Source organism: Corynebacterium sp. PCR 32 (genome assembly GCF_037464985.1).
In the GTDB taxonomy this organism is placed as follows: domain Bacteria; phylum Actinomycetota; class Actinomycetes; order Mycobacteriales; family Mycobacteriaceae; genus Corynebacterium; species Corynebacterium kroppenstedtii_D.
The window spans coordinates 165545-192399 of the sequence record NZ_JBAHVL010000001.1 but is presented as its reverse complement, the minus strand read 5'-3'; the positions used below and the strand labels follow the sequence as shown (position 1 = coordinate 192399).

Annotated in this window: 22 protein-coding genes; 9 read left to right on the top strand and 13 right to left on the bottom strand. The window is 57.2% G+C overall.

Translation table 11 applies throughout. The features are described from left to right. Positions 1-54 precede the first annotated feature (54 nt). On the top strand, positions 55-603 hold the full coding sequence (locus tag V5S80_RS00780) for a hypothetical protein (protein WP_395168864.1): 549 nt from the start codon (positions 55-57) through the stop codon (positions 601-603). On the opposite strand, the gene V5S80_RS00775 is transcribed toward V5S80_RS00780, so the two are convergent. Both V5S80_RS00775 and upp read right to left on the bottom strand, forming a co-directional pair. Beyond that, the gene (locus V5S80_RS00775) at positions 600-2006 is read right to left on the bottom strand and encodes an NAD(P)H-quinone dehydrogenase (protein WP_395168863.1); all 1407 of its coding nucleotides are present in this window, start codon (positions 2004-2006) and stop codon (positions 600-602) included. The two genes, V5S80_RS00780 and V5S80_RS00775, sit on opposite strands and share 4 nt — an antisense overlap. Positions 2007-2288: 282 nt before the next feature. Further along, the gene (gene upp / locus V5S80_RS00770; RefSeq protein ID WP_395168862.1) at positions 2289-2927 is read right to left on the bottom strand and encodes a uracil phosphoribosyltransferase; all 639 of its coding nucleotides are present in this window, start codon (positions 2925-2927) and stop codon (positions 2289-2291) included. A gap of 93 nt (positions 2928-3020) precedes the next feature. Between upp and V5S80_RS00765 the strand changes: the two genes are divergently transcribed. The 3 genes from V5S80_RS00765 to V5S80_RS00755 all read left to right on the top strand — a co-directional run bounded on the left by V5S80_RS00765 (position 3021) and on the right by V5S80_RS00755 (position 5929). Further along, a complete protein-coding gene (locus V5S80_RS00765) occupies positions 3021-3383 on the top strand; it encodes a hypothetical protein (protein ID WP_395168861.1) in 363 nt (120 codons plus the stop codon). A 3-nt stretch (positions 3384-3386) separates the two neighbouring features. Further along, complete coding sequence (locus tag V5S80_RS00760; RefSeq protein WP_395168860.1) at positions 3387-4568, top strand: C40 family peptidase; 1182 nt, start codon at positions 3387-3389, stop codon at positions 4566-4568. 68 nt (positions 4569-4636) lie between these two features. Next, positions 4637-5929, top strand: a complete 1293-nt coding sequence (locus V5S80_RS00755; protein ID WP_395168859.1) for a hypothetical protein — start codon at positions 4637-4639, stop codon at positions 5927-5929. A 25-nt stretch (positions 5930-5954) separates the two neighbouring features. Here V5S80_RS00755 and V5S80_RS00750 read toward each other — a convergent pair whose 3' ends face one another. The 5 genes from V5S80_RS00750 to V5S80_RS00730 all read right to left on the bottom strand — a co-directional run bounded on the left by V5S80_RS00750 (position 5955) and on the right by V5S80_RS00730 (position 10995). After that, entirely contained in the window at positions 5955-6779 is an 825-nt protein-coding gene (locus V5S80_RS00750) for an ATP-binding cassette domain-containing protein (protein WP_395168858.1), read from the bottom strand. Continuing rightward, positions 6776-7831 carry an ABC transporter permease gene (locus V5S80_RS00745; protein ID WP_395168857.1) on the bottom strand — a complete coding sequence of 352 codons (1056 nt, stop codon included), beginning with the start codon at positions 7829-7831 and terminating at the stop codon, positions 6776-6778. The genes V5S80_RS00750 and V5S80_RS00745 overlap by 4 nt, the downstream gene beginning before the upstream one ends. Next, positions 7828-8772, bottom strand: a complete 945-nt coding sequence (locus tag V5S80_RS00740) for a substrate-binding domain-containing protein (RefSeq protein WP_395169391.1) — start codon at positions 8770-8772, stop codon at positions 7828-7830. Before V5S80_RS00740 ends, V5S80_RS00745 begins: the two co-directional genes overlap by 4 nt. Positions 8773-8980: 208 nt before the next feature. Next, entirely contained in the window at positions 8981-9661 is a 681-nt protein-coding gene (gene purN, locus V5S80_RS00735) for a phosphoribosylglycinamide formyltransferase (RefSeq protein ID WP_395168856.1), read from the bottom strand. Continuing rightward, positions 9661-10995 (bottom strand): adenosine deaminase, encoded by a 1335-nt coding sequence (locus V5S80_RS00730; RefSeq protein ID WP_395168855.1) that lies wholly within the window; start codon positions 10993-10995, stop codon positions 9661-9663. The genes purN and V5S80_RS00730 overlap by 1 nt, the downstream gene beginning before the upstream one ends. 214 nt (positions 10996-11209) lie before the next feature. Here V5S80_RS00730 and V5S80_RS00725 point away from each other — a divergent pair, with 214 nt between their 5' ends. Further along, positions 11210-12124 (top strand): hypothetical protein, encoded by a 915-nt coding sequence (locus tag V5S80_RS00725; protein WP_395168854.1) that lies wholly within the window; start codon positions 11210-11212, stop codon positions 12122-12124. Positions 12125-12286: 162 nt separating this feature from the next. Here V5S80_RS00725 and V5S80_RS00720 read toward each other — a convergent pair whose 3' ends face one another. From V5S80_RS00720 to V5S80_RS00705, 4 genes are all read right to left on the bottom strand, one after another. Next, positions 12287-13402 (bottom strand): YhjD/YihY/BrkB family envelope integrity protein, encoded by a 1116-nt coding sequence (locus V5S80_RS00720; protein WP_395168853.1) that lies wholly within the window; start codon positions 13400-13402, stop codon positions 12287-12289. A gap of 63 nt (positions 13403-13465) precedes the next feature. Beyond that, the gene (gene trpS / locus V5S80_RS00715) at positions 13466-14539 is read right to left on the bottom strand and encodes a tryptophan--tRNA ligase (RefSeq protein WP_395168852.1); all 1074 of its coding nucleotides are present in this window, start codon (positions 14537-14539) and stop codon (positions 13466-13468) included. Between the two features lie 54 nt (positions 14540-14593). Continuing rightward, positions 14594-15679: an exodeoxyribonuclease III gene (locus V5S80_RS00710; protein ID WP_395168851.1), complete on the bottom strand. Its 1086-nt coding sequence runs from the start codon at positions 15677-15679 to the stop codon at positions 14594-14596. A gap of 25 nt (positions 15680-15704) precedes the next feature. Then, positions 15705-16886, bottom strand: a complete 1182-nt coding sequence (locus V5S80_RS00705) for an MFS transporter (RefSeq protein WP_395169390.1) — start codon at positions 16884-16886, stop codon at positions 15705-15707. Between the two features lie 748 nt (positions 16887-17634). Between V5S80_RS00705 and V5S80_RS00700 the strand changes: the two genes are divergently transcribed. Both V5S80_RS00700 and V5S80_RS00695 read left to right on the top strand, forming a co-directional pair. Beyond that, positions 17635-18285, top strand: coding sequence for a DNA-3-methyladenine glycosylase (locus tag V5S80_RS00700; protein WP_395168850.1), 651 nt, complete (start codon positions 17635-17637; stop codon positions 18283-18285). Positions 18286-18578: 293 nt separating this feature from the next. Further along, positions 18579-20795, top strand: coding sequence for an NADP-dependent isocitrate dehydrogenase (locus V5S80_RS00695; protein WP_395168849.1), 2217 nt, complete (start codon positions 18579-18581; stop codon positions 20793-20795). Between the two features lie 74 nt (positions 20796-20869). On the opposite strand, the gene aspA is transcribed toward V5S80_RS00695, so the two are convergent. Beyond that, positions 20870-22657 (bottom strand): aspartate ammonia-lyase, encoded by a 1788-nt coding sequence (gene aspA, locus V5S80_RS00690; RefSeq protein WP_395168848.1) that lies wholly within the window; start codon positions 22655-22657, stop codon positions 20870-20872. Between the two features lie 474 nt (positions 22658-23131). Between aspA and V5S80_RS00685 the strand changes: the two genes are divergently transcribed. Both V5S80_RS00685 and V5S80_RS00680 read left to right on the top strand, forming a co-directional pair. Then, complete coding sequence (locus V5S80_RS00685; RefSeq protein WP_395168847.1) at positions 23132-24448, top strand: O-acetylhomoserine/O-acetylserine sulfhydrylase; 1317 nt, start codon at positions 23132-23134, stop codon at positions 24446-24448. 106 nt (positions 24449-24554) lie between these two features. Continuing rightward, the gene (locus tag V5S80_RS00680) at positions 24555-25676 is read left to right on the top strand and encodes a homoserine O-acetyltransferase (protein ID WP_395168846.1); all 1122 of its coding nucleotides are present in this window, start codon (positions 24555-24557) and stop codon (positions 25674-25676) included. A gap of 177 nt (positions 25677-25853) precedes the next feature. Here V5S80_RS00680 and V5S80_RS00675 read toward each other — a convergent pair whose 3' ends face one another. Further along, a complete protein-coding gene (locus V5S80_RS00675) occupies positions 25854-26669 on the bottom strand; it encodes a YsnF/AvaK domain-containing protein (RefSeq protein WP_395168845.1) in 816 nt (271 codons plus the stop codon). Between the last annotated feature and the right edge of the window lie 186 nt (positions 26670-26855).

The window sequence follows — 26855 nt, the reverse complement described above, 5'->3', positions numbered from 1 at the left end:
CCGGTGAAACTTGATTCTTGCGAATAACGAAAAGGTAGATGACCCGTGGAACCTATGCAGTTGAACGGCGGGCGTTTCTATCTGCGCCCATTGTCGGCCGATGATCGTATTAACGACATCCCAGCACTGGTGGCTGTTGCTGATTGGGCCGCAGGCAACGGTACGACGTCATCAACGGGTACCACTGCTAGTGAGCATGTTGTTGGGGCCCGTAGCGCGTCGATGTGTGGCACTCTGGTGGAGCTTCGCCGGAATCAGTGGCTGACGGGCACGGCGTTGTCGTGGGCGGTGTGCGAGCACACACAGGTGGAAATGGTGGCTGAAGCTCTTCTCTTCGCCGGTGACGGTGTGATAATGGATCCCGCCGAAGACACCACCCCACTGACCTGCGCCGACCCCGTCCACGGTGATCATTCCCACCATCACACGCCCGTTGCCACTCACGCAATTGTGTCCATCCGCCCGGCTGGCGACCCATCACGGATAATCCCCACCCCACCAGATACCGAACAAAAAACCGTCGGTGATGCTGTGGAGGAGGCCAAGGGAACCATCACGCGCTGGGCTGAAGGCTACTTGGGGCTCACCGTCACTGTGCTCTAATCCAGGTCGTCGTGTGCGACGAGGTGACGTGCTGCCTCAGTCACCGACCCTGAGAGAGACGGGTACACCGAGAATGTGCGGCTGAGATCATCGACTGTCAGCCGGTTGGTCACAGCGATGGCGATGGGCAAGATCAGCTCGGATGCGGACGGGGCCACTACGACACCACCGATGACAATGCCGGAGTTCTTCCGGCAGAAAACCTTCACAAACCCGTGTTGGAGGGACCGCATTTTGGCCCGCGGGTTGCCTTTCAGTGAGTAGGTTTCGATGCGTGCTGAGACCTCGCCGGATTCGATCTGTTTCTGGGACACACCGACTGTCGCCAACTCTGGTCGGGTGAAAACAGCCGATGACACCGTGCGTAGGCGAATGGGCGTGACGCCTTCACCGAGTGCGTGGTACATCGCGATGCGGCCCTGCATGGCTGCGACAGAGGCCAGTGGGAATAAATCTGTACAGTCCCCCGCTGCGTAGATCCCCGGCACGGATGTCCGTGATACGCGATCGACCTTAATATGCCCTGACCTTGTGAGGTCAACTCCGGCTTTTTCTAATCCAAGATCCCGCGTGTTGGGGATTGACCCCACGGTCATGAGCGCGTGAGATCCTTCGACTTCACGGCCGTCACTCAGAACGACCTTAATCCCGGTATCGGTGTATTCGACGGCTTTACACCGGCCACGCTTCACCAGGTGAACGCCACGTTCATCGAGCACGTTCTCTAGTACCTGGGCAGCATCGGAATCCTCATGAGGAAGAATCTGATCGCCAGAGGCCACCATGGTGACGTCGACGCCCAATTCGGTGAAAGCGGAGACAAATTCTGCACCAGTGACCCCGGACCCCACTACGATGAGATGTTCGGGAAGCTCTTCCAGGTCATATACTTGTCGCCAGGTCAGGATCCGCTTTCCATCCGGTTTTGCGCCCGGCAAAACACGCGGCGTAGCTCCTGTTGCCAAGAGGACGAGGTCACATTCAATGGTTTCCTCCTCCCCATCGGCACGCTCCACCACAATGGTGTGAATTGTGCCGCCGGGCTCGTAATCATCCAACCTGGCTGTGCCCGGGATGAGGCGAACTTCCGCGGCAATCATCTGCCGTTGCACATCGTCAGATTGTGTTTTGGCCAGATGCTTTACACGTTTATTGACTTCGGCGAATGGAAGCTTCTTCCCGTCATATCCTGCGTGGAATCCCATCGCGTCGGCTCGGCGCATATCGGTGCGAATCGCCGTCGCAGCGATAAAACTCTTGGATGGAACACAATCGTGGAGGACGCAGGATCCTCCCATGCCCTGGTTTTCAACGACCGTGACCTCCGCCCCATACTTCGCACCAGCCAATGCGGCCTCATAACCCGCAGGGCCTCCGCCAATAATCACGATCCGTTTAGCCACCAGTTTGCTCCTCGATGTGGTGATATTTCAGGGGCATGTCCAGTGCACACTGACAAGGACCGGCCCCAACGCACGAAAGAATACCCGAAGCAATCATCGTGAACAGCAGTCCTCGCTGAGGTTCTTTTATTGATGTCATGGGTGCGGGGAGCGCTACGGCCGTCGTCAAGGCGCAGCTCGTCTTCCCCAGGATAAACTAAGCCGTCCGCGTGGTCTGGGTCCACCCCGGAACATAAACACCCCCACTGTCACTGTCTGGGGTGTTGCACCGGCTCGGTGCTCCTAGAGATCAATATTACGGGGTCCGTACAATCGGTCTCCGGCGTCCCCAAGACCAGGAACGATATATGCATCGTCGTTCAACGAGGAGTCAATCGTCGCCGTGACCAACCGGGTGACTGGAAGATCGGAATCCGTCAACGCCTGTACCCCCGGTTGGGCTGACACCATGCAAATACATGTGATGTCGTCTGCTCCTCTGCTTGCGAGAAGTCGAATCGCGTGCAGAAGAGATCCGCCGGTCGCCAACATAGGATCAACAAGGAACACCGGGCGCCCAGAGAGATCATCGGGCAGTGCCTCCAGGTATGGCACTGGTTTATGGGTCTGCTCATCACGAGCCAAACCGATGAAACCAACCTGAGCATCTGGAATCATCGACAACGCAGGATCTACCATGCCCAGCCCGGCGCGGATAATAGGAACAATGATGGGCGGTTCTGTCAGGCGGTGGCCATCAGCAGTATCGACCGGGGTGGCGACGGGGAAAGTATCGACCTTAAGATCACGGCTGGCTTCATAGACCAGCATCATGCCTAGGTCTGACAAGGCAGCACGGAAAACATCATTTGTGCTGCGTTTATCACGCATGATTGTCAGTCTCGACATCACTAATGGGTGATCTACCACCTTAATCTCCATACCAACTAGCTTACCGGTGGGGAACCATAACGGAATTCGTGCGTCTAACTAGTTCATAGAGACCTCACTCCGAGCACACGAGAGGCACGATTCATGAGCACAGGCATACACACGGGAACGACGGGGCATATCACCGCACAGCCAGAGGTGTTGCGTACCGCAGCGGACCGGATTGCAGAGTGCGCCGACGCGGTGCACCAGATTCGAACGAGGGCGGTGTCGCATCCGCCAGGACAGGCTGTCGACGCATCAGCTCTGCCAGCACTCCACCGTGCTATCGAGCTCCTCAGCCAGAATCATGACCGTGTGGCTGAGCAACTTGGGCGGCTCAATGAATCGATGGTGTCCATATCCGCAGGAACCCGGACGTTGGCTGATGCGATTGCTCACTCTGATAGCGTTGCCACAGTGCGTATGGAGTCGCAGTCTGCTGGCATCGCCGGAGGGAAGCACTAGCCCATGCCTCACACCGTTTCACCAGCTCCCTCTGGGGTGACTGCCCTCATTGAGGATACGGTTCACTATGTCACGTCCCATCTCCCCGTGACCCCGGACTGTCCACCCCCACGTTTTTCTGAGAATTTTCCGCTATTCAACGCTGCACACCGCGACCTGAGCGCAACCCTGTCGGGGCCGTGGAAAGAAGCAACGTCAGCCATTGATGCTGCGCTTGCTGGTGATGCTGGTGTCGCTTGGCAGGACGGGCTTCGCCGCGCTGGGGACAGTGGAGAATCACTACGTCGAGATGCTGATGAGGCATCACGAGTGTGCACCCATATGACCACTACTGTCATGAACGGGGCACTTGAGTTGTCCCGCATCACCAACGATTACCTCAATAAAGCCACACCACTGGTCAATGTGATCATGACGATGGCTATTGCGAAAGGACCGCTTCCCCAGGCTCCCGAGCAGAACCCCCTGGCAGCTTTACACCACTTGTCGTCGGATGCTCGGCAGCACGCAGACGCGACAATACACCGTATTAATGCTGACCTTGAGCAGGACGTCACTGCGCTTCAGAAGCTTCTGGATCATCCGGCACCGTCGTATCCTCACTGTGATATCGATATCCCACCGAATCCACCAACTCCTACCGCTCCTGCCACAGCTGTCCCCGTCCCTACCGTCGCGACGACAGCGATGCCAGCGCCCCTGCCGACAGATTCCACAGGTGGGGGTAGCCCATCTCTCGGGGCCCCCGCCCCCTCCCCAACACCACCACCCCCGCCGACGGTGGTACCGGTTGTAACCCCACCGCCACGGGCTCCGGGAGCCACCACGAGTGGGGCGTCACCGCAAGCGCAACGGGCTGTTGAAGCCGCCCTCAGCGCCCTGGGGACGCCATACCAATGGGGCGGTAACACGCCCGGGGTGGGCCTTGACTGCTCCGGGCTGACCCATTGGGCCTATGCGCAAGCTGGTGTCGACATTCCGCGCCTCGCCGAAGCTCAGACTGTCGGCACACCAGTCAACCAGGATGGTCTTCTCCCCGGTGATCTTGTTGTGTGGGATGGGCACGTTGCTATGTACATCGGCGACGGCAATATGGTCGAGGCAGGAGACCCTGTCCAAATCTCGCCGCTGCGGACGACCAACATGGGAATGAACTTCCTCGGCTTTTACCGCCCGACTGGATAGCGACCGACAAACGACCACACCCCGACACGTAATGACCCGTAACTCAAAGCACGCTACGATGAGAGGCCATGGCCACCGAGAGCATCATCCCAGTCCAACTGGAACTAACGAGCGGAACGTACTACACCCTGTGGGCACCGTCCTGGAGGGAGAACGGTGAAGAATGGCAAGCGTTTCTCGGATCCGACGATAGCCTCTACTTCTTCACCTCACCTGCCGAGCTACTGGCGTACATCCACTCCGACGCACCTATCGACCTTGCCGAACACCCCAAATGGCGCGCGTTCATCAACAAAGACGCAGAATCACAAGCCGTTCCTGCCGCGCGCCACGTCTATGACTTGGTCGCTGTTCCTGCCATGTTGGCCCAAAAGCCTTCCTATGCAGCTGTCGATAAAGTCGAACGCAGCCTAGCGATCGCACGGTCACTCGGTCGTGTGTGCGGAATCGAGCGTGTCAGTTCGTTTTTCAATAGCTACTCACTGCTCTCCAACCTCAACCGCGGAGCCGAACACTTCGCTGGAGATGACGGCAGCGGGGAATGGTCCGCCATAGGTCAGACCATTCTTTCCAACTGGGGGCCAGTCCTCGACGCCCTCGACAACGACACCGGCCCCTCCCGGCCGCAGACACCAGTGTTCACCACTCCCTCCATCCCCGGCGGGGACTCCGGCTATGCCATTGACGAGGCTCAACGACGCATCGACGATGCCATCGCGACACGTGAGGATCACGAACACGAGGTTGCCGCCGCGCGAGCCTCCCAAGCGGACAACAACGACGTAAGCTCCACACCGGTATCTGACCCGTACGACTCCACCATCTGGGCGTCTGTCGGCATCGACCCCATCACCATTGTCATGGGGGGCCGCACACTGTACACCCTGCGGTGCTATGTCGACAATCGGCCACTGTTCCTCGGCAAATACGGCCAGATCCATACGTTCACCTCCGGCCGCCAACTTAGCCGATGGATTGTTGACCACCACGATCATGACCTCGCTGCCATGGCCACCTGGGGTGAGCTTGTCGATAAAGCCAATATCGGTGAACTTAAGATAGAAACACATCCGACCAACAACTACGTTTTCACCAACCTGGCCGAATCCATTGCCCAAGGCCCCAATGCTGTCGACACCGACCAACTGGGACAGGCCTATGAAGTCATCGCTGACGCCTCCGACTGGGCAGAAGATGACGCCGTCAACTCCGTTCTCCTCGCTGTCCCCGAACTCCAGGACTATGTGTCCTACATGCTTGGAACATCGTCCAACTACCTCCCCTCAGCGCCATACGACACTGAGGCCAACGGATGGCGCCGACTCGAAGAAACACTGAGCAAGCGACTCAGCAAATCGTAAGCCCACTAGGAGAGGCTAACCGGGGCTAGCTTCTCCCGTGACCAAGCTCGTGGGAGAGGGATTCCAATTCCTCACCGCCCGCCATCTGGGCGGTGAGCTGCTCTAGCGTGATCTCCTCACGCCCCGCATCCATCTGCATCTGACCATGACCAAGCAGGATAAAATGGTCCCCCACCAGGTACGCGTGATGCGGGTTATGGGTTATCAAAATAACGCCCAGCCCACGGTCTTTGGCCTGGCGCACGAAACGCAACACCATCCCAGACTGTTTCACACCCAACGCGGCAGTGGGCTCATCCAGAATGATCGCGCGCGCACCAAAATGCACTGCCCGGGCAATAGCCACTACCTGCCGCTGCCCCCCAGACAACGTCGAAATCGGTACCGTCACATCGGGCAGTGCAATGCCCATTGACTGCAACGCTCTATCTGTTGTTTCCTTCATGAACTCGGTATCCAGTGGCGCGAGCATCCCTAACCACCTCGGCCCCCGAATAACCTCGTGTCCTAGGTAGAAATTGCGCCACACGGGCATGTCCGGAACAACGGCTAAGTCTTGAAATACCGTCGAGATTCCACGGGCAATGGCATCCTTCGGGGATGTCAACTCCGCTGGTTCACCGTCGATAAGGACCCCACCCTCGGTGGGTTTATGCAGGCCAGACAGGGTTTTGATCAGTGTCGATTTCCCCGCGCCGTTGTCGCCGAGCACACACGTCACTTCTCCCGCATATACGGTGAGAGTCATGTGGGAGAGAGCCACATGCGTACCATAGGCTTTGGTGACATCGTCCAGGGCAAGTATCGGTGTTACCGATGTATCAGGCGTCGTGGATGTCGTGGGAGTCATCGTGTACTGTTCCTCTTTTCCATGGCGCGGTTTGATAGCACAGCGAGCAACAACATGGCGCCCAGGAAGAATTTGAACCAGTCTGGGTTCCAGCCCGCATACACAATTCCTTGGTTAATCACACCGAAAATGAATGCACCGATCGCGGTGCCCATAGCGGTTCCTTGTCCACCCTTCATGGAGACACCACCAATGACAGCACCGATGATGTACAGGAATTCATTGCCGACGCCCTGCCCAGCTTGCACCGAATCGAACGCGAAGAGAGTGTGCATGCCAACGAACCAGGCGGCCACGGACACACCGATGAAAAGGAGCACTTTCACCTGCATCACCGGGATACCTTGTGCGCGGGCGGAATTGTGGTCGCCTCCCACGGCAAAAATCCAGTTCCCCAGACGCGTGGAGTACAGCACGTACGTTGCGATGGCGACGAAGAGTAACCACCAGAACACAGTGACCTTAACGGACACAGAACCAATGGTCACTGATGAGGCGAACACATCTTTGGCGCTGGCGAAGCCCTGCATGTCTGCGATCGAGGGGGTGGACACCGCATGAGTTACCCACTTGGTGACCGCCAAGTTCAGACCTTGGAGCATTAAGAAACTCGCCAGAGTGATGAGGAAGCTATCCAGGCCGGTCTTCATCACGAGGACCCCGTTGAGGGTACCAATCGCGATGGCCAATAGTAGTGAGAGCGCTACACCAGCCCATGAGTTCAGGTGCCAGTTGTAGCCCATCATCGTGGCAGCTAAGGCGCCCGTCGTCACGGCCACACCAGAGGATAGGTCGAACTCACCGCCGATCATGAGCATGCCGACGGCCAGTGACATGATCCCAATCATCGACGACGCATACAGCACTGTCGACAACGCTGCGAGGGACCTCATCGACGGCGCTACCGCCATGAAAAGGGAAAAAACAATAACTGCACCCAATATGGACGCAGCCTCTGGGCGCGTGAGCGCACGCTGCCACAATGGTCGACGGGCGGCAATGGCAGAGGTCGCGGGAGAAGGGTATGCGGCGGAACTATTAGTCGCGGTCATCGTAGCCCCTCCCGGGCAGCAGTAGCCATAGAGTCAACGTTTGATTGGTCCACAAACGACGGGCCTGAATACACCGGGCGTCCCCCACCCATCGCTGTGCCGTTGCGCCGATGCAGCCACAAGGAGTCGACGGCCATGTAGCCCTGGAGGTACGGCTGTTGGTCCACTGCGAACTGGATAGTCCCCGCTTTGATGGCGTTCACCAATTCAGCGTTGGTGTCGAATGTCGCGATTTTGGCGTGTGAACCTGCGTCCCGTACAGAGTCGACGGCGCGGAGAGCTACCGGCGCAACGAGGCCTATGACCCAATCGATGCTCGTATCTTGTGCGAGTTTCGATTGAATGGTTGCTTGTGCAGAGGGCAGATCTTGTCCATTGACGTAGAGAATGTCGGTGTTCACCTTCTCTTTCATTCCCCCACAGCGGGCTTCTTGGCTGGAATTACCCTGCTCATGGATGACACACAGGGTGTGCTTCGCATGCTGCTCACGGAGTTTCGTACCCACAGCCTGGCCAGCGATTTTCTCGTCTTGGCCAAAGAAGCCCTTCAGGTCGTATTTTTGCCACACATTCATGCCTGCGTTAAACCCAACCGTCGGGATGTGTGCGTCGCTGGCTTTTTTAGTGACAGCACCGATAGCTTCAGGGTTCGGCATCGTGACGGCAATGCCGTCGACCTTGGAGTCGATGGCGTTTTGCACGAGGTTAGCTTGATTGGGTGCCTGAGGGTCAGAGGAATACCGGAATTCGACATTATCCTTTTTCGCGGCATCTTCAGCACCTTTGCGAACAAGATCCCAGAAGGTGTCACCGGGTGCGCCGTGAGTCACCATGGCCACTGTCATACGGGGCGTATCGACGGTTCCGCCTCCCCCACCGTGACCGTTACTTCGCGGGGCGCCCCCGGTGGACGAGCACGCCGATCCTGCGACGGCGACCAGGCCGGCGACAACGGCGACGACACATCGTCGAACGCTATGTGAGACACGATGGTGCACAGGTATCCCGATCCTTCACTGGTATCAGTCTTAACGACATCTGTGGTCAACCTGACTATTCCACCGTCCCCTGAACGGGTGGTCAAGTCTGTTTCCGCTGGTGTTGAACGATTCAGATAGTCTGAACAGGAACAGTCATGCTGCGTTCAGGTCAGGGTTTTACCCCCGCTCCCCCCTGTGCCGTGTGCGCGTTGCCAGCTTTGTCGGTGCCGCACTGTCGTTGCTCCTGCCCGGTGGGGATGGTGTTGCCTGGGGCGCGTTGCGTGGTTTCGATGTTGCCGTCTGCGATGTCGTGGATCACGTCGACCAGGAGTACGCGTTCGACCTTTTTGATTTTCTCGTGGAGAGAAGCCTCTGTGTCCTGTGGGTCCACCACTACTGGTCTCTGAGCAAGAATCGGGCCTGAATCCACCCCAGCATCGACGACGTGGACGGTTGTACCCGTGACTTTCACCCCATAATTGAGTGCATCCCGAACGCCATGGGCTCCCGGGAAGGATGGGAGCAATGCTGGATGGGTGTTAATAATCATGCCGGGGAATGCATTCACCACTGTCGTCCCGAGAATCCGCATGAACCCGGCGCACACAATAAGGTCAGGCTGATAGCGCGAAATAACGCTCGCGAACTGGTCGTTCCAGGCTGCGCGATCGGTGGAACCTGGTACATAGCCGACAAGGAACGTCGCGAGCCCCGCCTGCTGAGCACGGTTCAATGCTTCGCACTCCCGGTCGCTACCGACAGCTGCGATGTCCACGCGTGTGGGGTCGATGTTGTCCATCACGCTGTGGAGTAGGGTCCCCGTTCCCGAGGCCAGTATCACTATTCTCATCAACGATGTCCCCTTCCTTCCCCGTCGTCGAGGCCGAGCTCGTCTAGTCCGTCGAGGCCTAAGTCCCCTAAATCAATAGTGAGTGCCCCAGCGCCAGTATCCTCACTCTGAGCAGGGGTAGGGGCGGTGTCGACGTTGCGTCGGAGGTCAGGGTCGCTGACGAGGTCCTCGTAGGCGGGGATGATGAGGTCGGTGGCCAGGCGGTGCCGGTCTGGCCATGGCAGGAATGCTGCATCCATTGCGTTAAGTGTGAGTTGGAGTAATTCGTCGTATCCGAAATCGAAGTACTCCCCCAGGAGCATCATTTCGTTGGTCAGGGTGGTACCGGAGACTGTCCGATTATCCGTGTTGATCGTGCAGGTAAAACCGAGGTCATGGAGGAGGGATAGTGGGTGGTCCTCCATCACATCGACGAGTCCAGTCTGAATATTCGACGTTGGGCACAGTTCAAGGGCGATGGCACGGTCACGGACGTATGACGCGACGGCTCCCAGGTCAATGCCGTCGAGCGAAGCACCAAAATCCTCATAGATGCGGGCCCCATGTCCGATGCGTGAGGCACCCAACGCCACAGCATCCTTGATCGATGCGGCTCCGGCTGCTTCGCCAGCGTGGATGGTAAACGGCACCAGATTTTCACGCAGCAACGTCAACGCGTCTGCATGATCGCGCGGAGAGAAACCCGCCTCCGGACCTGCAAGATCAAAGCCCGCCACGTATCCGGATCCATGACCGACATTGTCGACAGTGAGTTGTGCAATCTCCGCTGATCGTTCCTTGTGACGCATTGCGCACAGGATGAGCCTGGCGACGATGGGATTTCCCTCGCTGGCGGCGTTCTGTTCTCCGGCGCGGAGACCGGTGATGGCAGCGTCCACAATGTGGTGAAGGTCGAGGCCTTGCTCCTGGTGTTGTTCCGGTGCGAAGCGGAGTTCTGTATAGACCACCCCGTCGCGAGCGAGGTCTTCGACGGCTTCGCGTGTGACACGCTCGATGGCCTCAGATGTTTGCATCACCGCAGTGGTGTGGGCGAAAAGCTCCAGGTAACGGGTGAGCTCACCGGACTGTGCTGAGGTGCGGAACCATTGTTCAAGTGATGTCGCACGTGTGTGTTCGGGTTGTGCCATGACTTCGTCGGGAAGTCCCTGGTAACCATGCTGTGCAGCGAGATCGAGGAGGGTGGATGGACGTATACCGCCGTCGATGTGGTCGTGGAGTTCCACTTTCGGTAACTGAGCAACAATGTCGCGATCAAGATGTTTGTGGTCTGGGCTCATTGATGGCTGTGGTCCCGTACTGGGCAGGCGGTGCGAATGTGGTGCGTTCATTGGCATATGGTTCAGGCTAGCTGATGGCGTGGGATGGCCTGGTAGTCTCCTTACGCTTATATGGAGCGTCGTTCGCGGAGCACGGCGTCATGGTTCACGCGCATGTCAATAGTGTCCACATGGTACACACGTGGATAGTCTTTCAATTTATTCTTTGTGTCACTGTTGTTACCTAAGAATTCCCCTTACATTGGGGCAATAATCGGACTACATTACAGATATGGAAACCAAACATTCTTTGTTATTTCAGTCACACACCGACACCACAACGACCCCACCACGCCACGCACGCCGTCGCGCCGCCTCATCGGCCGCCATTGTTGCCTCTGCAGCACTCCTCCTAGCAGCAGGCGCCGGAGCCGCCTCCGCACACCCAACGCCACTCCCCTCACACCCGGTAGACCCAGAACTCGCAACCTCCATCGATAGCGCCCACCACAACAGCCATAGATTGCTCACCGCAGCATTCCATGCAACATCTCATACGGCTGCAGCACGCACAGCCCAATGGAACGCCACCATCGACACCGCTGATGATCACGCCCACACATCCGTGAGCACTCTCCTCGCCCCCGTGTACAGCTCCCTCGACACCGCATACAACATCGTCGCGCAAGCAAACGCCGATAGCGGCACCCAGGTCGCGGCAGTCGCCAATAACGCCAGCCGCCTCGCACAATCACTCCACAACCCCACTGGAGCAGCGGCTGCTGCCACCCTTGCACAAGGCGCCGCGGCCACGTCTAATGACTATGCTAAAACGGCACTCACTGCCCGCCACGCCGCACAAGCAGCCGTTGATAGTGCAGCAGCCAGCGCCAACCAGACCATTGATGCCATCACCAACGATGCCCACGGTTACGCACACCATCGCGCGGAAGATAAGCAAGCCGCTATCGATGCCACGGCCGACCATGCCAACCACACTGTGCACCACATCGCCGACACAGCACAAGCGGCCAGCAACGCGTTCGCAATAGCCGCCAGCACCATCAATAAAACAGTCCCCGGCGTTGCCGCCCCGGTTCGCTCCGCGGTCCTCACGACCATCACTCACATCGATCAGGCCTTCATCAACGCCGGTACAGCCCTTGGGGCAGCGCCGACCATTGAGGACGCGCCTACTCGCCAATAACCAGCAGCAGACCCGATTTAACAGTCCCTGGCCACAAACGGATAGTCCGTGGCCAGGTCCTATTTTTACGACTGACACCCCGCCTAATGCTCAGGGTCCGCCGTGCCGTACTCACCCTCGGAGTAGCAGCCCCATACCAGGTCGCCATTCGCGTATAGTCACCTATTTCTTCTGGCGGCTCTCCCTGCCAGACATGACTCCGACGAGACCGACGGCGATCGCCCCAACCACCGCGCCGGCCCCAACCCAGCTGGCTTTCGTTGACGTAGGCTCGTGGTCAGCTTCTTCGCCGCGGACCGAAATAATCGCGGGTGGCGGAGTATGAACATCGACAACTTTGCGCGATTCCTGCGTCGTTGCCGCCCATGCAGAGCAATACAACACAACGCGCCAAATCAAGTAAAAGAGAACCATGATCGCAATGACTGGGCCAAACGCTGCTGCCGCCGGATTACTCATCGTCGATGAGATAAAGACAGCACCAAATTGTTTAATCAACTCAAAAGCGAAAGCACCGATCGCTGCTGCCTGAAGAACTGACCGCCACGGGACCTGTTCCCGCGGCAAGAATTTGAGCAACCAGACGAACACGATGTAGTTCGCCAACAACCCAACGATGAACGCAATCACCCAGGTCACGAAGTGGATACCGGGCACCGAATCCAATTCAACATACTCTAAGAACTTTTTCGTCAAGCTCGACGACCCGATGGCAGTAATGACAAATGCCGCGGTAAAAGCAGCTAAGAGCCCAACCAAACCAACAAGGTCTGACAGCTTCCCTTTCACGAAATTATCTGGGGTGATCTTAACCTTCCACATCTCCGATACTCCGAGCCGGAGGTTACCCATCCACCCAAGGCCAGTCCACAATGCGGTCAGCAGACCGATGATGCCGATCGAACTGCGCCGCTGGACAGCCACATCAACCAGGGATTGCAAAGTCTCCTGGAGGCCCCCGGTTCCCAGATTAAGGATCTGCTGCTGCACCTTGTTTAATGCGGCGTCGTTACCTGCAAGAACGAAACCAAATCCGGCGAAGACGATCAACATGATCGGAATAAGAGAGAGCACCGAGAAGTAGGTGATGCCTGCTGCGAAATGGTTACCACCCTGTTCACTATAACGGTCTGACATACGCATGAGGTGGTCAAACCATGGGAAGCGGGCACGAGCTTTCTCAATTGTGCTCAGCTCGTCGTCATAGAACCGTTCCATACCGGTGTACCCTGCTGCACGCCCAGAATCATTACCTGCCGCTTTTTTCGCTGGAGCCACAATCACCCTTCCTGTTACGGTGTCAGCTGGTGATTCAGCCAAGAAGGCGGCTGAGGTCACCGCTTATCGGTGTTTAGGTAAAAAACCGATTTTCTTATGCACCTTACGCAAAGTTTTGTGTGCTTCATAGCGGGCGCGCTCGGCACCATCGGCAAGAATTTTCTCCATCTGGGCACGATCTGACATAAATTCTTCGTATTTCGCTTTGAGCGGAGTAGTAAATGCTTCGAGCGCCTCGGCCGTGTCTTTCTTCAGCTCGCCGTACCCTGCCCCAGCGTCCTGATAACGTGCTGCGAGGGTTTCGGGATCTTGGTCCGTTAAGGACGATTGAATAACTAGGAGGTTAGAAATTCCTGGCTTGGTGGCTTGGTCATAACGAATCTCTGCATCGTTATCAGTGACGGCGGAGCGAATTCGCTTTGCTGACACTTTTGGATCGTCAAGCAAATTAACAATTCCTTTGGGATTCGACCCAGATTTTGACATCTTCGATGTTGGTTCCTGAAGGTCGTAAATCTTTGCCGCCCCCGCGGGAATGAAACCGTCAGGCACCACAAAGGTCTCCCCATAACGAGAGTTAAACCGCTGTGCGAGGGTACGAGTAAGCTCCATATGTTGACGCTGATCTTCACCGACCGGCACCAACTCCGGCTTATAGAGAAGGATGTCCGCAGCCATCAGCATGGGGTAGGTGAACAAGCCAGCACTTGTGCGATCTGCCCCCTGTTTCACAGACTTATCTTTGAATTGCGTCATTCGGCTGGCCTCTCCGAACCCAGTCAGACACGTCATAATCCACCCTAGCTGAGCATGCTCAGGGACCTGCGACTGGACAAACAGTGTCGACCGGTCAGGATCAATCCCCAAAGCCAACAACTGCGCAACACCGGACAACGTCCGCTTCCGTAATTGCTGCGGATCCTGATCGACGGTAATCGCGTGCAGGTCAGGGATGAAATAAAAAGCATCATACGAATCCTGCAGGGTAATGAATTGCCGAACTGCCCCCAGGTAATTACCTAAATGATAGGAATCAGAGGTCGGTTGCAGGCCCGAGACCACGCGAGGTTTGTGTTCGGCTGTGCCGCTGGACGTGGGCTCTCCGGAGATGTGTGTGTGTTCACTATCAACAGTCATGGGATGTAGAGTACTTCCCGACGTCGGGGATCCCACAAACGGTCACCACACCCTCTAGTGAAATCCAACGACGACAGGCGAATGATCCGACCACCGAAGGTCATAGTTATCGGCAACGTCCGTACGGGCAGCCACTGCCCGGTCGGCCAACGACTGTGTTGCAGCATGAACGTCAATCCGCCACCCAGCACCCGTATCAAATGCCTGACCACGCCAAGTGTACCAACTGTAGGGGCCTTCTTCCTGTTCGTGAAATGACCGCTGAACGTCGACCCACTTCGGATTGGCTGCAGGCATCCTCGCACTTGTCATGGCTGGCTGATAGTCCTTCGACCCAAAGAAGTCGCCGATCGCACCAGCATTTCCCTGCCGACGCCCATCGGACAATGTCACGCCGCGAGGTGCCTCCACAGCATCGTTGATTTCAGAGACAGTTGCACCCGGCCCGGGGCCAAAAACAGAATCCATGAATGCGCGTTCATCAGGCAAGAATCCCGCTCGTTTACGGTTTCCTTTCCAACTCTTGAGATCCTCACGGCGATGACAAATGTTCCAATCCCCTGCAACCAGCATCTTGTCATACTGGCCGGCACGGTGGTCAAGAACAGGGGCGAGAGAATCTAAGAATGCATACTTGTCGTCCTGTTTTTCGTTCCATCCACCGCTCGGAAGATACAACGACGCGACGCGCACGTCGCCAAGGTCTCCACCCGCGTGAACAGTTCCCTCGATCCACCGGCCTGCTTCCTCAAATTCGGGGATGCCGACCTTCACGTCGTTGATCGGCAGCCGCGACAAGATGGCCACGCCGGCGCGTCCACGATCCTCTGCCGGGGCCACGACGAGCGACCATCCGTCGCTCAGCTCGGGTTCTAACGCATTCTCGGCCTGGATTTTTGACGCACGCACTTCCTGCAGAAGCACAACATCCACGTTGGCATCTCTAAGCCATTGATGAAAACCACGGTTCTGGACGGACCGTTGTTTCACCGCAGCACGAATACCATTGACATTGATCGTCGCAACCGTCAATGTTGATGCAGCAAATGAACCCGCAGAGGCCGCAAAAGAATTACGGTGCCCTGGTGTGTTGTCGTCATTTGGTGTAATCGGTGCACTGAGGTGAGGCATGTCGGACATGGTATACGGCCAAGAAGCAGTCTGCTTACACCGCCTCGAGCCTCGCTGATGCGCGTGTACGCGCCAGCGCCGCGGGAGCCCACACAGCCATGGACAATAATGCCATGAGGGCGCCTACCAGGCCACCGCTGGAGTACCCGAGCCCCGCCGAGACGACCCATCCCCCAACGACCGCCCCACCAGCATTCGCAAGGTTGAGAGCCGACTGGTTTAACGCTGAGGCAAGTGTTTGTGCTTCCCCGGCCGTATCCATGAGGCGGGATTGAAGGTTCGGGGTCAACAACGACCCGGACATTCCGATCATCGCGAAATTCATGGTCCCCAGCCACGGGTTGTGGGAGGTGAAGAAGAACGCGGTCAAAATCACCGTCATGGTGATAAGTGAGATGAAAATACCACGCTCTGGGTTATCATCCACGAGTTTCCCGCCAAACCACGTGCCGATAATCATCCCGAGGCCGTATGACATCAATACGATCCACATGAGATTGGCGGGAAGGCCCGCAACTTCCGTCATCGTCCAGGAAATATAAGTGTAGACGGCGAACATTCCGCCGAAGCCCACGGTGCCCATGAGTAGGGTCAGGAGGACCTGGGGTTTAGCTAGGGCGCTGAGTTCTGTCAGGGGGTTGGTGGTGACCATCAGTGTCATGTGTGGCACGGTGATCCATATCGAGATGAGTGTCACAAGCCCGATGAGGGAGACCATCACGTAGGCGTAATGCCAGCTCAGCTCTTGTCCAATTGCCTGCGCAAGAGGTACACCAATTAAGGTTGCGATGGGCAGCCCCAGGTTCACAATAGCGATTGCTTGGCCTCGCCTCCCTGGTTTCGACAGCGACACCGCTACGAGCGAGGCAACTCCGAAGAACGCACCATGGGGGATCCCGGCGATGAAGCGTGCCGCCATGAGGAATGTGTAATTCGGTGCGGCAATGCTCAGTCCGTTGCCGACGGTGAATGCCCCCATCAAGAGTAGGAGTAACCGTCGGCGTGGTATGGCACCAGTTAATGCTGTGATGAGCGGAGCTCCGACGACAACCCCCATCGCATAGGCGGTGATGATTCCTCCGGCGGCACCATCGGAAATGTTGTAGGTTGCGCCGATGTGTTTCAGCAGGCCCATGGACACAAACTCCGTGGTACCAATACCGAAGCCGCCGATCGAGAGGGCAATGAGGGCGAAGAGTGCGCGGCGTGATCCCATTTCAGTTTGTCTGGGGATGGGTTTGCGGTCTGGGATGCGCTCGACGACGACTTGTTTGCTGCTGTTATATGCCTGGCGGGATGCTTTGCCCGTTTTGACGGCGGCGTCCCGGGAGGATCGAGCGGTTTTTGATGCGACAGCGAGGGATGCTTGGCCTGTTTTCACGGCGGCTTGTTTTGAAGCTTGTGTGCTCTTGGTGACGGCTGTTTTGCTGGCCATTGTTCCGCGAGCGAGGGCACGTGTGCTCACGCGTGTTCGCCAGTGGCGATGAGTGCGCTGTTGGTGAGCGTTCTGTGATGTGTGTGTGGTCGTGTGGGGCGGAGTGTCGTCTGTCGTCATGTGTTGGGGGTCAGTGGTGTGATGAACTGTGTCCATGTAATCGTGAAGAAGGTTCACAGTTTTGCGGATGAGGTTCCCCACAGGCATCACGCTTCCTCTTCTGTTGGTGTTGGCGCGTTGTTGTGGTCGTCGGTTGGCCAGTGCGGTGGGTGGGATTGTGGCCGAGTTGCCCAGGTTTGCATATGTCTGTGCCGTGGCGCAACGCGAATGGCCGAATTTTCCCTGCTCACTTCATTACTTTTACGCCCTCATTGTGATTCATTCTACTTTTTTGCCCTTATATTCGGTCCGGCTGGGTGGTGAGGTCGGCTGAGGAGTAGGACGTGGTGCTGTGGTGGGGACGGTGGTGGGTATGGTGTCTTTGGGATAAGCCATCTACAAGTGTTTCGCTGTTCAGGAGGTGGATTGCGTGGGTTTTCCTCCGGATTTGTTTGCGTACCCGGCCGACATTGTTGCGCCTTATGTGTTGGGTGCGACGCTTCGTCGAGGACCTGTTGCGTTGGAAATCACAGAGGTGGAGGCTTATCTCGGTGAGGCTGATTCTGCGTCGCATGCCTACCGTGGTCCTACACCCCGTTGCGCGACGATGTTTGGCCCCCCGCTGCATCTTTATGTGTATGCCAGCTATGGCATACATCGTGCGGGGAATATTGTGTGCGCGCCGGATGGGGTGGCGTCGGGGCTTTTGCTCCGGGCGGGTCGTGTTGTTGATGGTTATGATGTGGTGCGTGCTCGGCGGGGGGATCGTGCGGAGCGTGCTGGGCTTGCTCGGGGGCCTGGGAATGTGGGCGCGTCGTTGGGTTTTGATCTTCATCTCGATGGGGCGCCCATTATTGTGGAGCATGATGACGGTGGTGTGATTGGTTCGGGCGGTGCTGGGGATGCCGGCAGTGGTGAGGTATCTGCGCTTCGTTTGAGCCGTGATCTTCCGGATGATCAGTGTGTTGAGTACGTCACGGGGCCAAGGATCGGAATTTCTAAGAATACTGGGGCGCTGTTGCGGTTTTGGATTCCTGGGGAGTCGTCAGTGACTTCGCCTCGTGGGCGTCCACGGTCGTGATGGGGTCTGATGCGGTTGTTTGTGGTGGTGTGTCGCCCCGTCTGGAGGCATAGTGTGATGCCGTCGAGTCGCGTTTGTAGCGCTGTCACGTAATCTAGGTGAGGAAGCACCCACAGGTTTGTCAGCTTTGTTACTGAGGCGGATCTGGGTAGTGTCGCGCTCTGCACGGCGGTCGCGCAACGCGCGTACGATGCGCACCGTGATCTCGCGGTGTGCTCTGCCCGTCACGCCATACATACAAGGCACATGTAAGCCTGAACGATAGTGAGCAAGTAAGGGAGTTTTGCCCAACAATGGGAACAATTATCTATACCCGTACCGATGAAGCGCCTCTGATGGCGACGTATTCGCTCAAGCCAGTGGTGGAAGCGTTTGCGTCAACTGCTGGGGTCAACGTCGAAACGCGGGATATTTCGTTGGCGGCGCGCACGTTGGCGGCGTTCAATGATGTGCTGCCAGAGGATCAGCGTGTCAATGATGCGTTGGCGGAGTTGGGGGCTCTGGCAAAGACCCCGGACGCGAATATCGTGAAACTGCCGAACATTTCGGCGTCGGTGCCTCAGCTGAAAGCGACGATCAAGGAGCTACAGGAGGATGGGTATGATCTGCCGGATTACCCGGAGGATCCGTCCACTGATGAGCAGCGTGAGGTGCGTGCTCGCTATGATTCCGTGAAAGGGTCGGCTGTGAATCCGGTTCTGCGTGAAGGGAACTCGGATCGTCGTGCACCGCAGGCTGTGAAGAATTTTGCTCGTAAGCACCCTCATACTATGGGTGTGTGGAGCAAGGATTCTAAGACCAACGTGGCCACGATGGAGGCGGATGATTTCCGTCATAATGAGCAGTCGGTCATCCTGGAGGATGACGATAACCTGCGCATTCAGCTGGTGGCGCCCAACGGTGAGACTACTATTCTCAAAGAATCTCTGCCTGTCCTCAAGGGTGAGATTGTCGACGGTACCGTGTTGAAGGCGTCAGCGCTTGATGCGTTCCTTCGTGCGCAGGTCAGCCGCGCGAAAGCGGAAGGCGTGTTGTTCTCCGTGCACCTCAAGGCGACGATGATGAAGGTGTCGGATCCTGTCATCTTCGGCCATGTCGTCCGCGCCTATTTCCACGAGGTGTTCGAGGATTATGGTGACGAGCTCATTGCTGCCGGGCTCAATGGTGAGAATGGTCTCGGTGCGATCCTGGATGGGCTCAATGTCCTGGAGCATGGTGAGGAGATTAAAGCCGCGTTCGACCGCGCACTGAAAGACAACGCTGCTCTCGCGATGGTTAACTCCCACAAGGGCATCACTAACCTGCATGTTCCGTCGGATGTGATTGTCGATGCGTCCATGCCTGCCATGATCCGTACCTCCGGGCACATGTGGAACGCTGACAATGAGGAACAAGACACTCTCGCTGTCATTCCTGATTCCTCGTACGCTGGTGTTTACCAGGCTGTGATTGATGATTGCCGCGAGAATGGCGCCTTCGATCCTGCGACGATGGGCACGGTTCCGAACGTCGGTTTGATGGCTCAGAAGGCGGAGGAATACGGCTCGCATGATAAGACATTCGTCGTTCCGTCGGATGGCAAGGTTCAGGTCGTTGATCAGTCTGGTGCTGTCCTCATTGAGCATGAGGTCGAAACCAACGATATTTGGCGCGCCTGCCAAACCAAGGATATTCCGGTACGCAACTGGGTGGGCTTGGCCGTTGAGCGCGCCCGGTTGTCTGGTATGCCGGCGGTGTTCTGGCTCGACCCGGAGCGCGCACATGACAACAATATTCGTGCCAAGGTGGAGGAATACCTCAAGGATGAGGACACCGATGGGCTGGATATCCAGATCATGGATCCTACGTCTGCGACAGCGTATTCCATCGAGCGGATTCGCAAGGGCGAAGACACGATCTCTGTGACCGGTAATGTCCTGCGTGATTATCTGACGGATCTCTTCCCCATCATGGAGTTGGGCACCTCGGCGAAAATGCTGTCCGTTGTCCCGTTGATTGCTGGTGGCGGCCTGTTCGAGACAGGTGCGGGTGGTTCCGCACCGAAGCATGTCCAGCAGTTGCAGGAGGAGAACCACTTGCGGTGGGATTCGCTGGGTGAGTTCCTGGCGTTGGCTGAGTCTTTCCGGTTCTTCGCCCGTAAGGATGGGAACGATCGCGCCGGTATTCTTGCCGATGCTTTGGATAAGGCGACCGAGCGTGTGCTCGAGGACGGCTACTCGCCATCTCGTACGGTGGGTGAGATCGACAACCGTGGCTCGCACTTTTATCTTGCCCTCGGCTGGGCGCAGGCGTTGGCGGAGCAGGCCGATGATAGTGATCTGGCTGCTGCGTTCGCGCCCATCGCCGAAGCTCTGGATGAGAAGAAGGATCAGATCGCTGAGGAGCTTCTCTCTGTGCAGGGGTCTACGGTTGATGTGGGTGGCTACTATTGGCCGCAGGATGACAAGGTCAATGCTGTGATGCGCCCATCGGCGACGCTAAACGCGATCATCGACGACCTCCACCAGTAGCTTCGCCGACGCATCTCGGGGGCTGGGGCGGCGCGTGGGGGCTAATTGAGCCCCGCCCGGTCTCTGGTGAGAGGTTAGCTGTCGTCGTCGTTGTAGAGTTTGCCGTGGAAGCTTGGGTTCAACAGGTTGTGGTGGCTGAGAACATCATCAAGGGTGTCCTTGTCCAGCAGCCCCTTCTCCAGGATGAGGTCGCGGACGGACCGGCCAGTGAGTGCGGCTTCCTTACCGATCACGTCGCCCCAGTGGTGGCCGATCAGTGGGTTCAGGTACGTGATAATTCCAATGGAGTTGTCAACGTAGGCCTGGCAGACCTCACGGTTCGCCGTGATACCCACAACGCAGTGTGTCCGCAGTGTGGTACATGCGCGGACAAGGAATCGAACGGACTCGAATACGCACTGTGCGATGACGGGTTCCATGACGTTTAACTGCAACTGTCCGGCTTCTGCGGCCATCGCGACGGTGACGTCGTTGCCGAAGACTTTGAAGCAAATCTGGTTGACGACTTCGGGGATGACTGGGTTCACTTTGGCTGGCATGATCGACGAACCAGCCTGGCGCTCCGGAAGATTGATTTCATTTAAACCCGCGCGGGGGCCCGATGAGAGAAGGCGCAGATCGTTGCAGATTTTCGATAACTTCATTGCCAAGCGTTTCACGGCGGAATGTGCGTTGACATAAGCACCTGTGTCGCTGGTGGCTTCGATGAGGTCCCGTGCAGGTTTAATGTCCAGGCCAGACACCTGGCCCAGAGCGCGGATGACTGCTGCCTGGTAACCCGACGGTGTGTTGAGGCCTGTGCCGATAGCGGTGGCGCCCATGTTCATTTCGCGTAGTTGGCTTTGTGCACGTTCCAGTTGGCTGCGTTCTTCCGCGAGATTGTTGCCGAACGCGCGGAACTCTTGACCTAACGACATCGGTACCGCGTCTTGCAGCTGTGTGCGGCCCATCTTCATGATGTTGTTGAATTCGCTCCCCTTCGCCAAGAAGGCACGTTCCAGGGCGTCGACGTGGTTCGCCAGCTGTTCAATTGCGAAATGCAGGCCGAGTCGGAAGCCGGTCGGGTAGGCGTCGTTTGTTGATTGGGACATGTTGACGTCATCATTGGGGTTGATGATGTCGTAACTGCCTTTGGGTTCACCGAGGTATTCCAGGGCAAAGTTCGCAATGACTTCGTTGGTGTTCATGTTCACCGATGTGCCAGCGCCTCCCTGGAAGACGTCGATCGGGAACTGATCCATGCCCCGGTGTTTTTCGAGGATCTCGTCACAGGCCCAGATGATCGCCTCTGCTTTCTTCGCGGGTAGGGCGTGGACCTCGTGGTTGGCGATGGCGGCGGCTTTCTTGACCATCACCATGCCGCGAATGAGTTCCGGGACGTGGTTGATGTTCGTCCGTGAAATTTGGAAGTTCTCCACTGCGCGCAGGGTGTGCACACCGTAGTAGGCGTCGGCTGGAACTTGCAGAGTTCCGAGTAGGTCGGTTTCTTCGCGGAAGCTCTCCGCGCTTTTTGCGCGCTGTGAGTGGGTCTCTGCCGAGGTAATAATGTCTGTCGACGTCACGACGGCGCCGATACTCTCTGAGGATGACCCTGGTGCGGCGACGGGAACTTCCCAGGCCTTAGCGGACGATGCGGGCTGTTCGGTTTTTTCGTGGGGCACGGTGTCGTCGGGGGACGGTGCGGCGTGGTCAGAAGCTCCGGTGGTCATCGTCGGGTTCGTCACCGTTGCAGAGTGGTCGTCGGTTGACGACGATGAGTGGTGGGAAGAATCGGTGTGTGGGTGGTGGGATGGTTGATTGTTTTCTCGGGGAGATGAGCTGGATACGGACTGCTCTGACACTGCTAAACCTCGATCTGTCATCGGTGTAGCACCACGCCGTGAGGGTGGACGGCGCGTGCATGGCTATATAAACCCCTCGATGTGGAAATTCGCCCCCCAACGACGGGTTATTACCCCCTGCACATCAAGGGGTATTGCTCTATGGCTCAGCGTAGTCTGTCGCCGGAGTGAACGGTGAGGAGGTGGGTGTGTCTGGGTACAAACGGGGGTGTTGTCTTATTTCTATTTGATTCTGGCAATGCTGAATCTGCGGGGCTGGGGCATCTGTTTGTCGTGGGGCTCATCGTCTGGTGATCATCGTGCATGCGGGGTTACTGCGCTCGTTAATCACAATCACATACCACTCAGTCTAGAATTTTTCTATGGTTTTACCAGTACATTGGTGAATAAACCAGACAGAGCGGTTTGTTATAGACTAAGCTGTCCGTTAGCGTCGTTCCACACGCCCCTACCAGAGCAAAGGACAACTACACCCCACACCACGAAGGACACACCATGACAACAAAGTATGACAACAGCCGCGCCGACCAGTGGAATTTCGACACCCGCGCCATTCACGCCGGTCAGCCCGTCGATAGTGAAACGAGTTCACGCAATCTTCCGATCTACCTCACATCGTCGTATGTGTTTGATTCCGCCGAACACGCCAAGCAGCGTTTCGGTTTGGACGATGAGGGCCCCATTTATTCGCGTTTGACGAATCCGACGGTGGCAGCCGTCGAAAATCGACTCGCATCCCTGGAGGGCGGCACTCACGCAGTGTTGTTCGCCTCAGGTCAAGCAGCAGAAACAGCGGCAATTTTAAACATTGCCCGATCCGGATCCCACATCGTGGCCTCACCCCGGCTGTACGGCGGAACAGAGACACTGTTCGCGCACACGTTCCGTCGAATCGGTATCGACGTGACGTTTGTCGAGAATCCCGACGACCCGGCATCGTGGGGCGCGGCAGCCAACGGCAACACGGTCGCATTTTACGGTGAGACGTTTGCCAATCCACAGGCCGACATCCTAGATATTCCCGCAATTGCTACGGTGGCTCACTCTCACTCGGTGCCATTGATCGTCGACAACACTATTGCAACCGCAGCTGCGGTACGCCCGTTAGCGTTGGGCGCCGATATCGTTGTGGCATCGTTGACCAAGTTCTACACCGGCAACGGTTCCGCCCTGGGCGGCGTTCTGATCGACGGCGGCACCTTCGACTGGGCTGTAGAACGTGACGGTGCACCTGTTTTCCCCGACTTCGTGGAACCCGACCCCGCATACCACGGATTGACGTACGTTGACCTCGGAAATGTCGCGTACGGCGTGAAAGCTCGCGCTGGTCTGCTACGCGATACGGGAGCAGCCCCCTCGGCGTTTAACGCATGGGTCACTGCTCAGGGTTTGGATACCTTGTCGCTGCGTATCGCCAAACATAACGAGAATGCGCACATCGTCGCTGAATTTTTAGAGAGCAACCCGAAAGTGAAGAAGGTCAACTACCCCGGCCTGGCAAGCTCCCCGTGGCATTCAGTGAAAGAGAAACTTGGGCTCACCTACACCGGCTCCGTCTTGTCCTTCGACATCGACGGCGACCGCACCACCGCCTGGAGGTTCATCGACGCATTGAAGTTGCATTCGAATCTGGCCAACGTTGGCGATGTCCGATCCCTCGTCGTTCACCCAGCATCAACAACCCATTCCCAGTCTGGGGAGCCTGCGCTCCTGGCTGCGGGAATCAACGACTCCACCATCCGTTTGTCTGTCGGCATTGAAAATATCGATGACATCATCAACGACCTTAAACAAGCATTTGACCAGGTATAACACGGTTCTCAACGAGGGGCTAGCCAGGGGTAATCACGGCTGGCCCTTACAGCGTGCGCACAGCAGTCGCAGCGGCCAGGGCTTATATGAGAACACCGTCACGCCGATGCCACTACCCCCGCACGGTCACTACGTTGACGTACCATTCTCTCCAGCCAATGACCCATGGGTGACTGAAGCCGGCGTTCCCCTCCCCGGCGCATCCCTCCGCGTGTTTGCCTTCTATACCGACAATAACGGCAGACACGATGCCCCGACTGAGAGGCCCGTGGTTCTCATCGAGCATGCCTTAACCGGTAGCGGTAACGCCGCGGAATGGTGGCGCGGCGTCATTGGTCCTGGTTTGGGTTGTGACACAGACCGTTACCTCATCCTGTGCACGAACGTTGTGGGCGGGTGTGATGGCAGCACAGGTCCTGGGTCGATTGGCCCCGACGGCTCACCGTGGGGGTCTCGCTTTCCCGCCCTGTCGATTCGCGACATGGTCGACGCTGAACGCTGTGGTCTTGAACGCCTAGGAATCTATCGTCTACATGCTGTGGTAGGAGCATCGATGGGCGGGGCGCGGGCACTTGAATGGGCTATGATGTTCCCCCAAGTTGTTGCATCGTCACTGGTTATCGCAATATCTGCGCGGGCTAGCGCGTGGCAAATCGGCATTCAGTCTGCGCAAATTCGGTGTATCGAATCAGATCCTGATTGGCATGGCGGCGATTACCACGGCTCTGGGCGCAGCCCGATTCATGGAATTGGGCAGGCGCGCCGGATCGCGCATCTTACTTACCGCGGCAATGTGGAGCTGGATGAGCGCTTTGCCACCGAACCGCAACTCAATGAGGACCCTTACGGCCCCTACCGGTCCTGCAACCAGCGTTTCTCCGTGGAAAGCTATTTAGATTCACAAGCATCAAAGCTGGCTGCGCGGTTCGATGCAGGAAGTTACGTGACTCTCACTGACGCCCTCAACCGCCACGACATTGGGCGAGGACGTGGGGGCATGAATGCCGTCCTTGGCTCCTGCACCGTGCCCATCATGGTGGCTGGTATCGATTCCGACATTCTCTACCCGTTCCACCAGCAGGAACACCTGTACCGACACCTGGGAAACGCCATTGGGCTCTCACAAATCATCACGCCAACTGGCCACGACGGTTTCCTGACGGAAACGCTGCAAACACGGCGTATCGTCGATCAGTTTTTCGCCACGGTTAATTCCATCGTGCGGTGACGTGTCGCTGTATCCCGTTGTTTCCCCGCCCGCCGATGTCCGGTGAGGTGCTAGCGTCACGGTGGCATCATAGGCAAAGCCGGCCCCGCGGGGCCGGCTTTGTTATTGTCGTCTCATCCCACAATCGGAACTATTACTGGGCTCGCCCATGATGGAGTTGGGCGAGGCAGCGGACGTCTATTTCTTTTTGCTGTCTTTGGTCTCATCCTGGAACTCGACGCGTTCCTTCTTCAGGTCCTCGGAAACCCTCTGCTTGTCGGTGACGGTTTCCTTGTTCAGATTGACCCTCTCCACGGGCACTGTTTCCTTATCGACATTGAGGCGCTCTTCATGAAGGACCACATCGGCGTTTTCTTCCCCGATGCGGGTGGTACCCAGCTTCTTCGCCTCTTCGGGCGACAGCTTTTCGCGCTCAACCTTCACCTCTTCGCGGCTGACAGGCACCTCGACGGTCTCGGTGTCCTCCACGACGTACTTGCGGAGGCGAGCGCGTCCGGAGGCTACCCTCTCTTTGTTGACGTTAAGCTGCTCTTCGGAGCGGATGATGGAACCATCATCCGTCGTTGCTGTCTTCTTGTCGCCCTGATGATGATCCGTGGTCCCCGCTGCGGCTCCGGTGCCTGCGGCACCACCTGCGCGTGCAGCGTCACCGCGATCAGTCGTGTGGCCGGAGGTGTGTGTGGTCAAGCCATAGTGCTTGTAGAGGCGTTCCTCTTCCTCGGGTGCCAATCCTTCATCGGTGTCAGAGATGTTTGGAGCGTCTGAGATCGCGTCCTTGGTGTGAGCAACCGAGAGTTCATCGTTGTTGAGCTTGGCGCCCGCCAGTGGCACCAGAGAGCTGTTGCGGCCGAAGAGGCCAGTGTTTACTGCCACGAATGTAGGCTCGCCACTCTGGCTATCGACGAAGAGCTGACCAACTTTGCCTACTTTGTCGCCCTTTTTATCGAAAACAGTGGACTCGAGAACTGCCTGGATAAACTTTTGATCAGCCATGTCAATCTCCTTCACTGAATGGTTACAAACTCTTCTACTAAAACCGTTGTGACAACGAGGAGAGCGCTCTATCTCACGAGAATCACGGAACCGTGACGCTCGTAGGGTGACAGCACGGTATCGCACGTTGTTGTGTTCGAACGTGTTTGCAACGGTGGAACTCTGTTGCGATCCGAACACTATCGA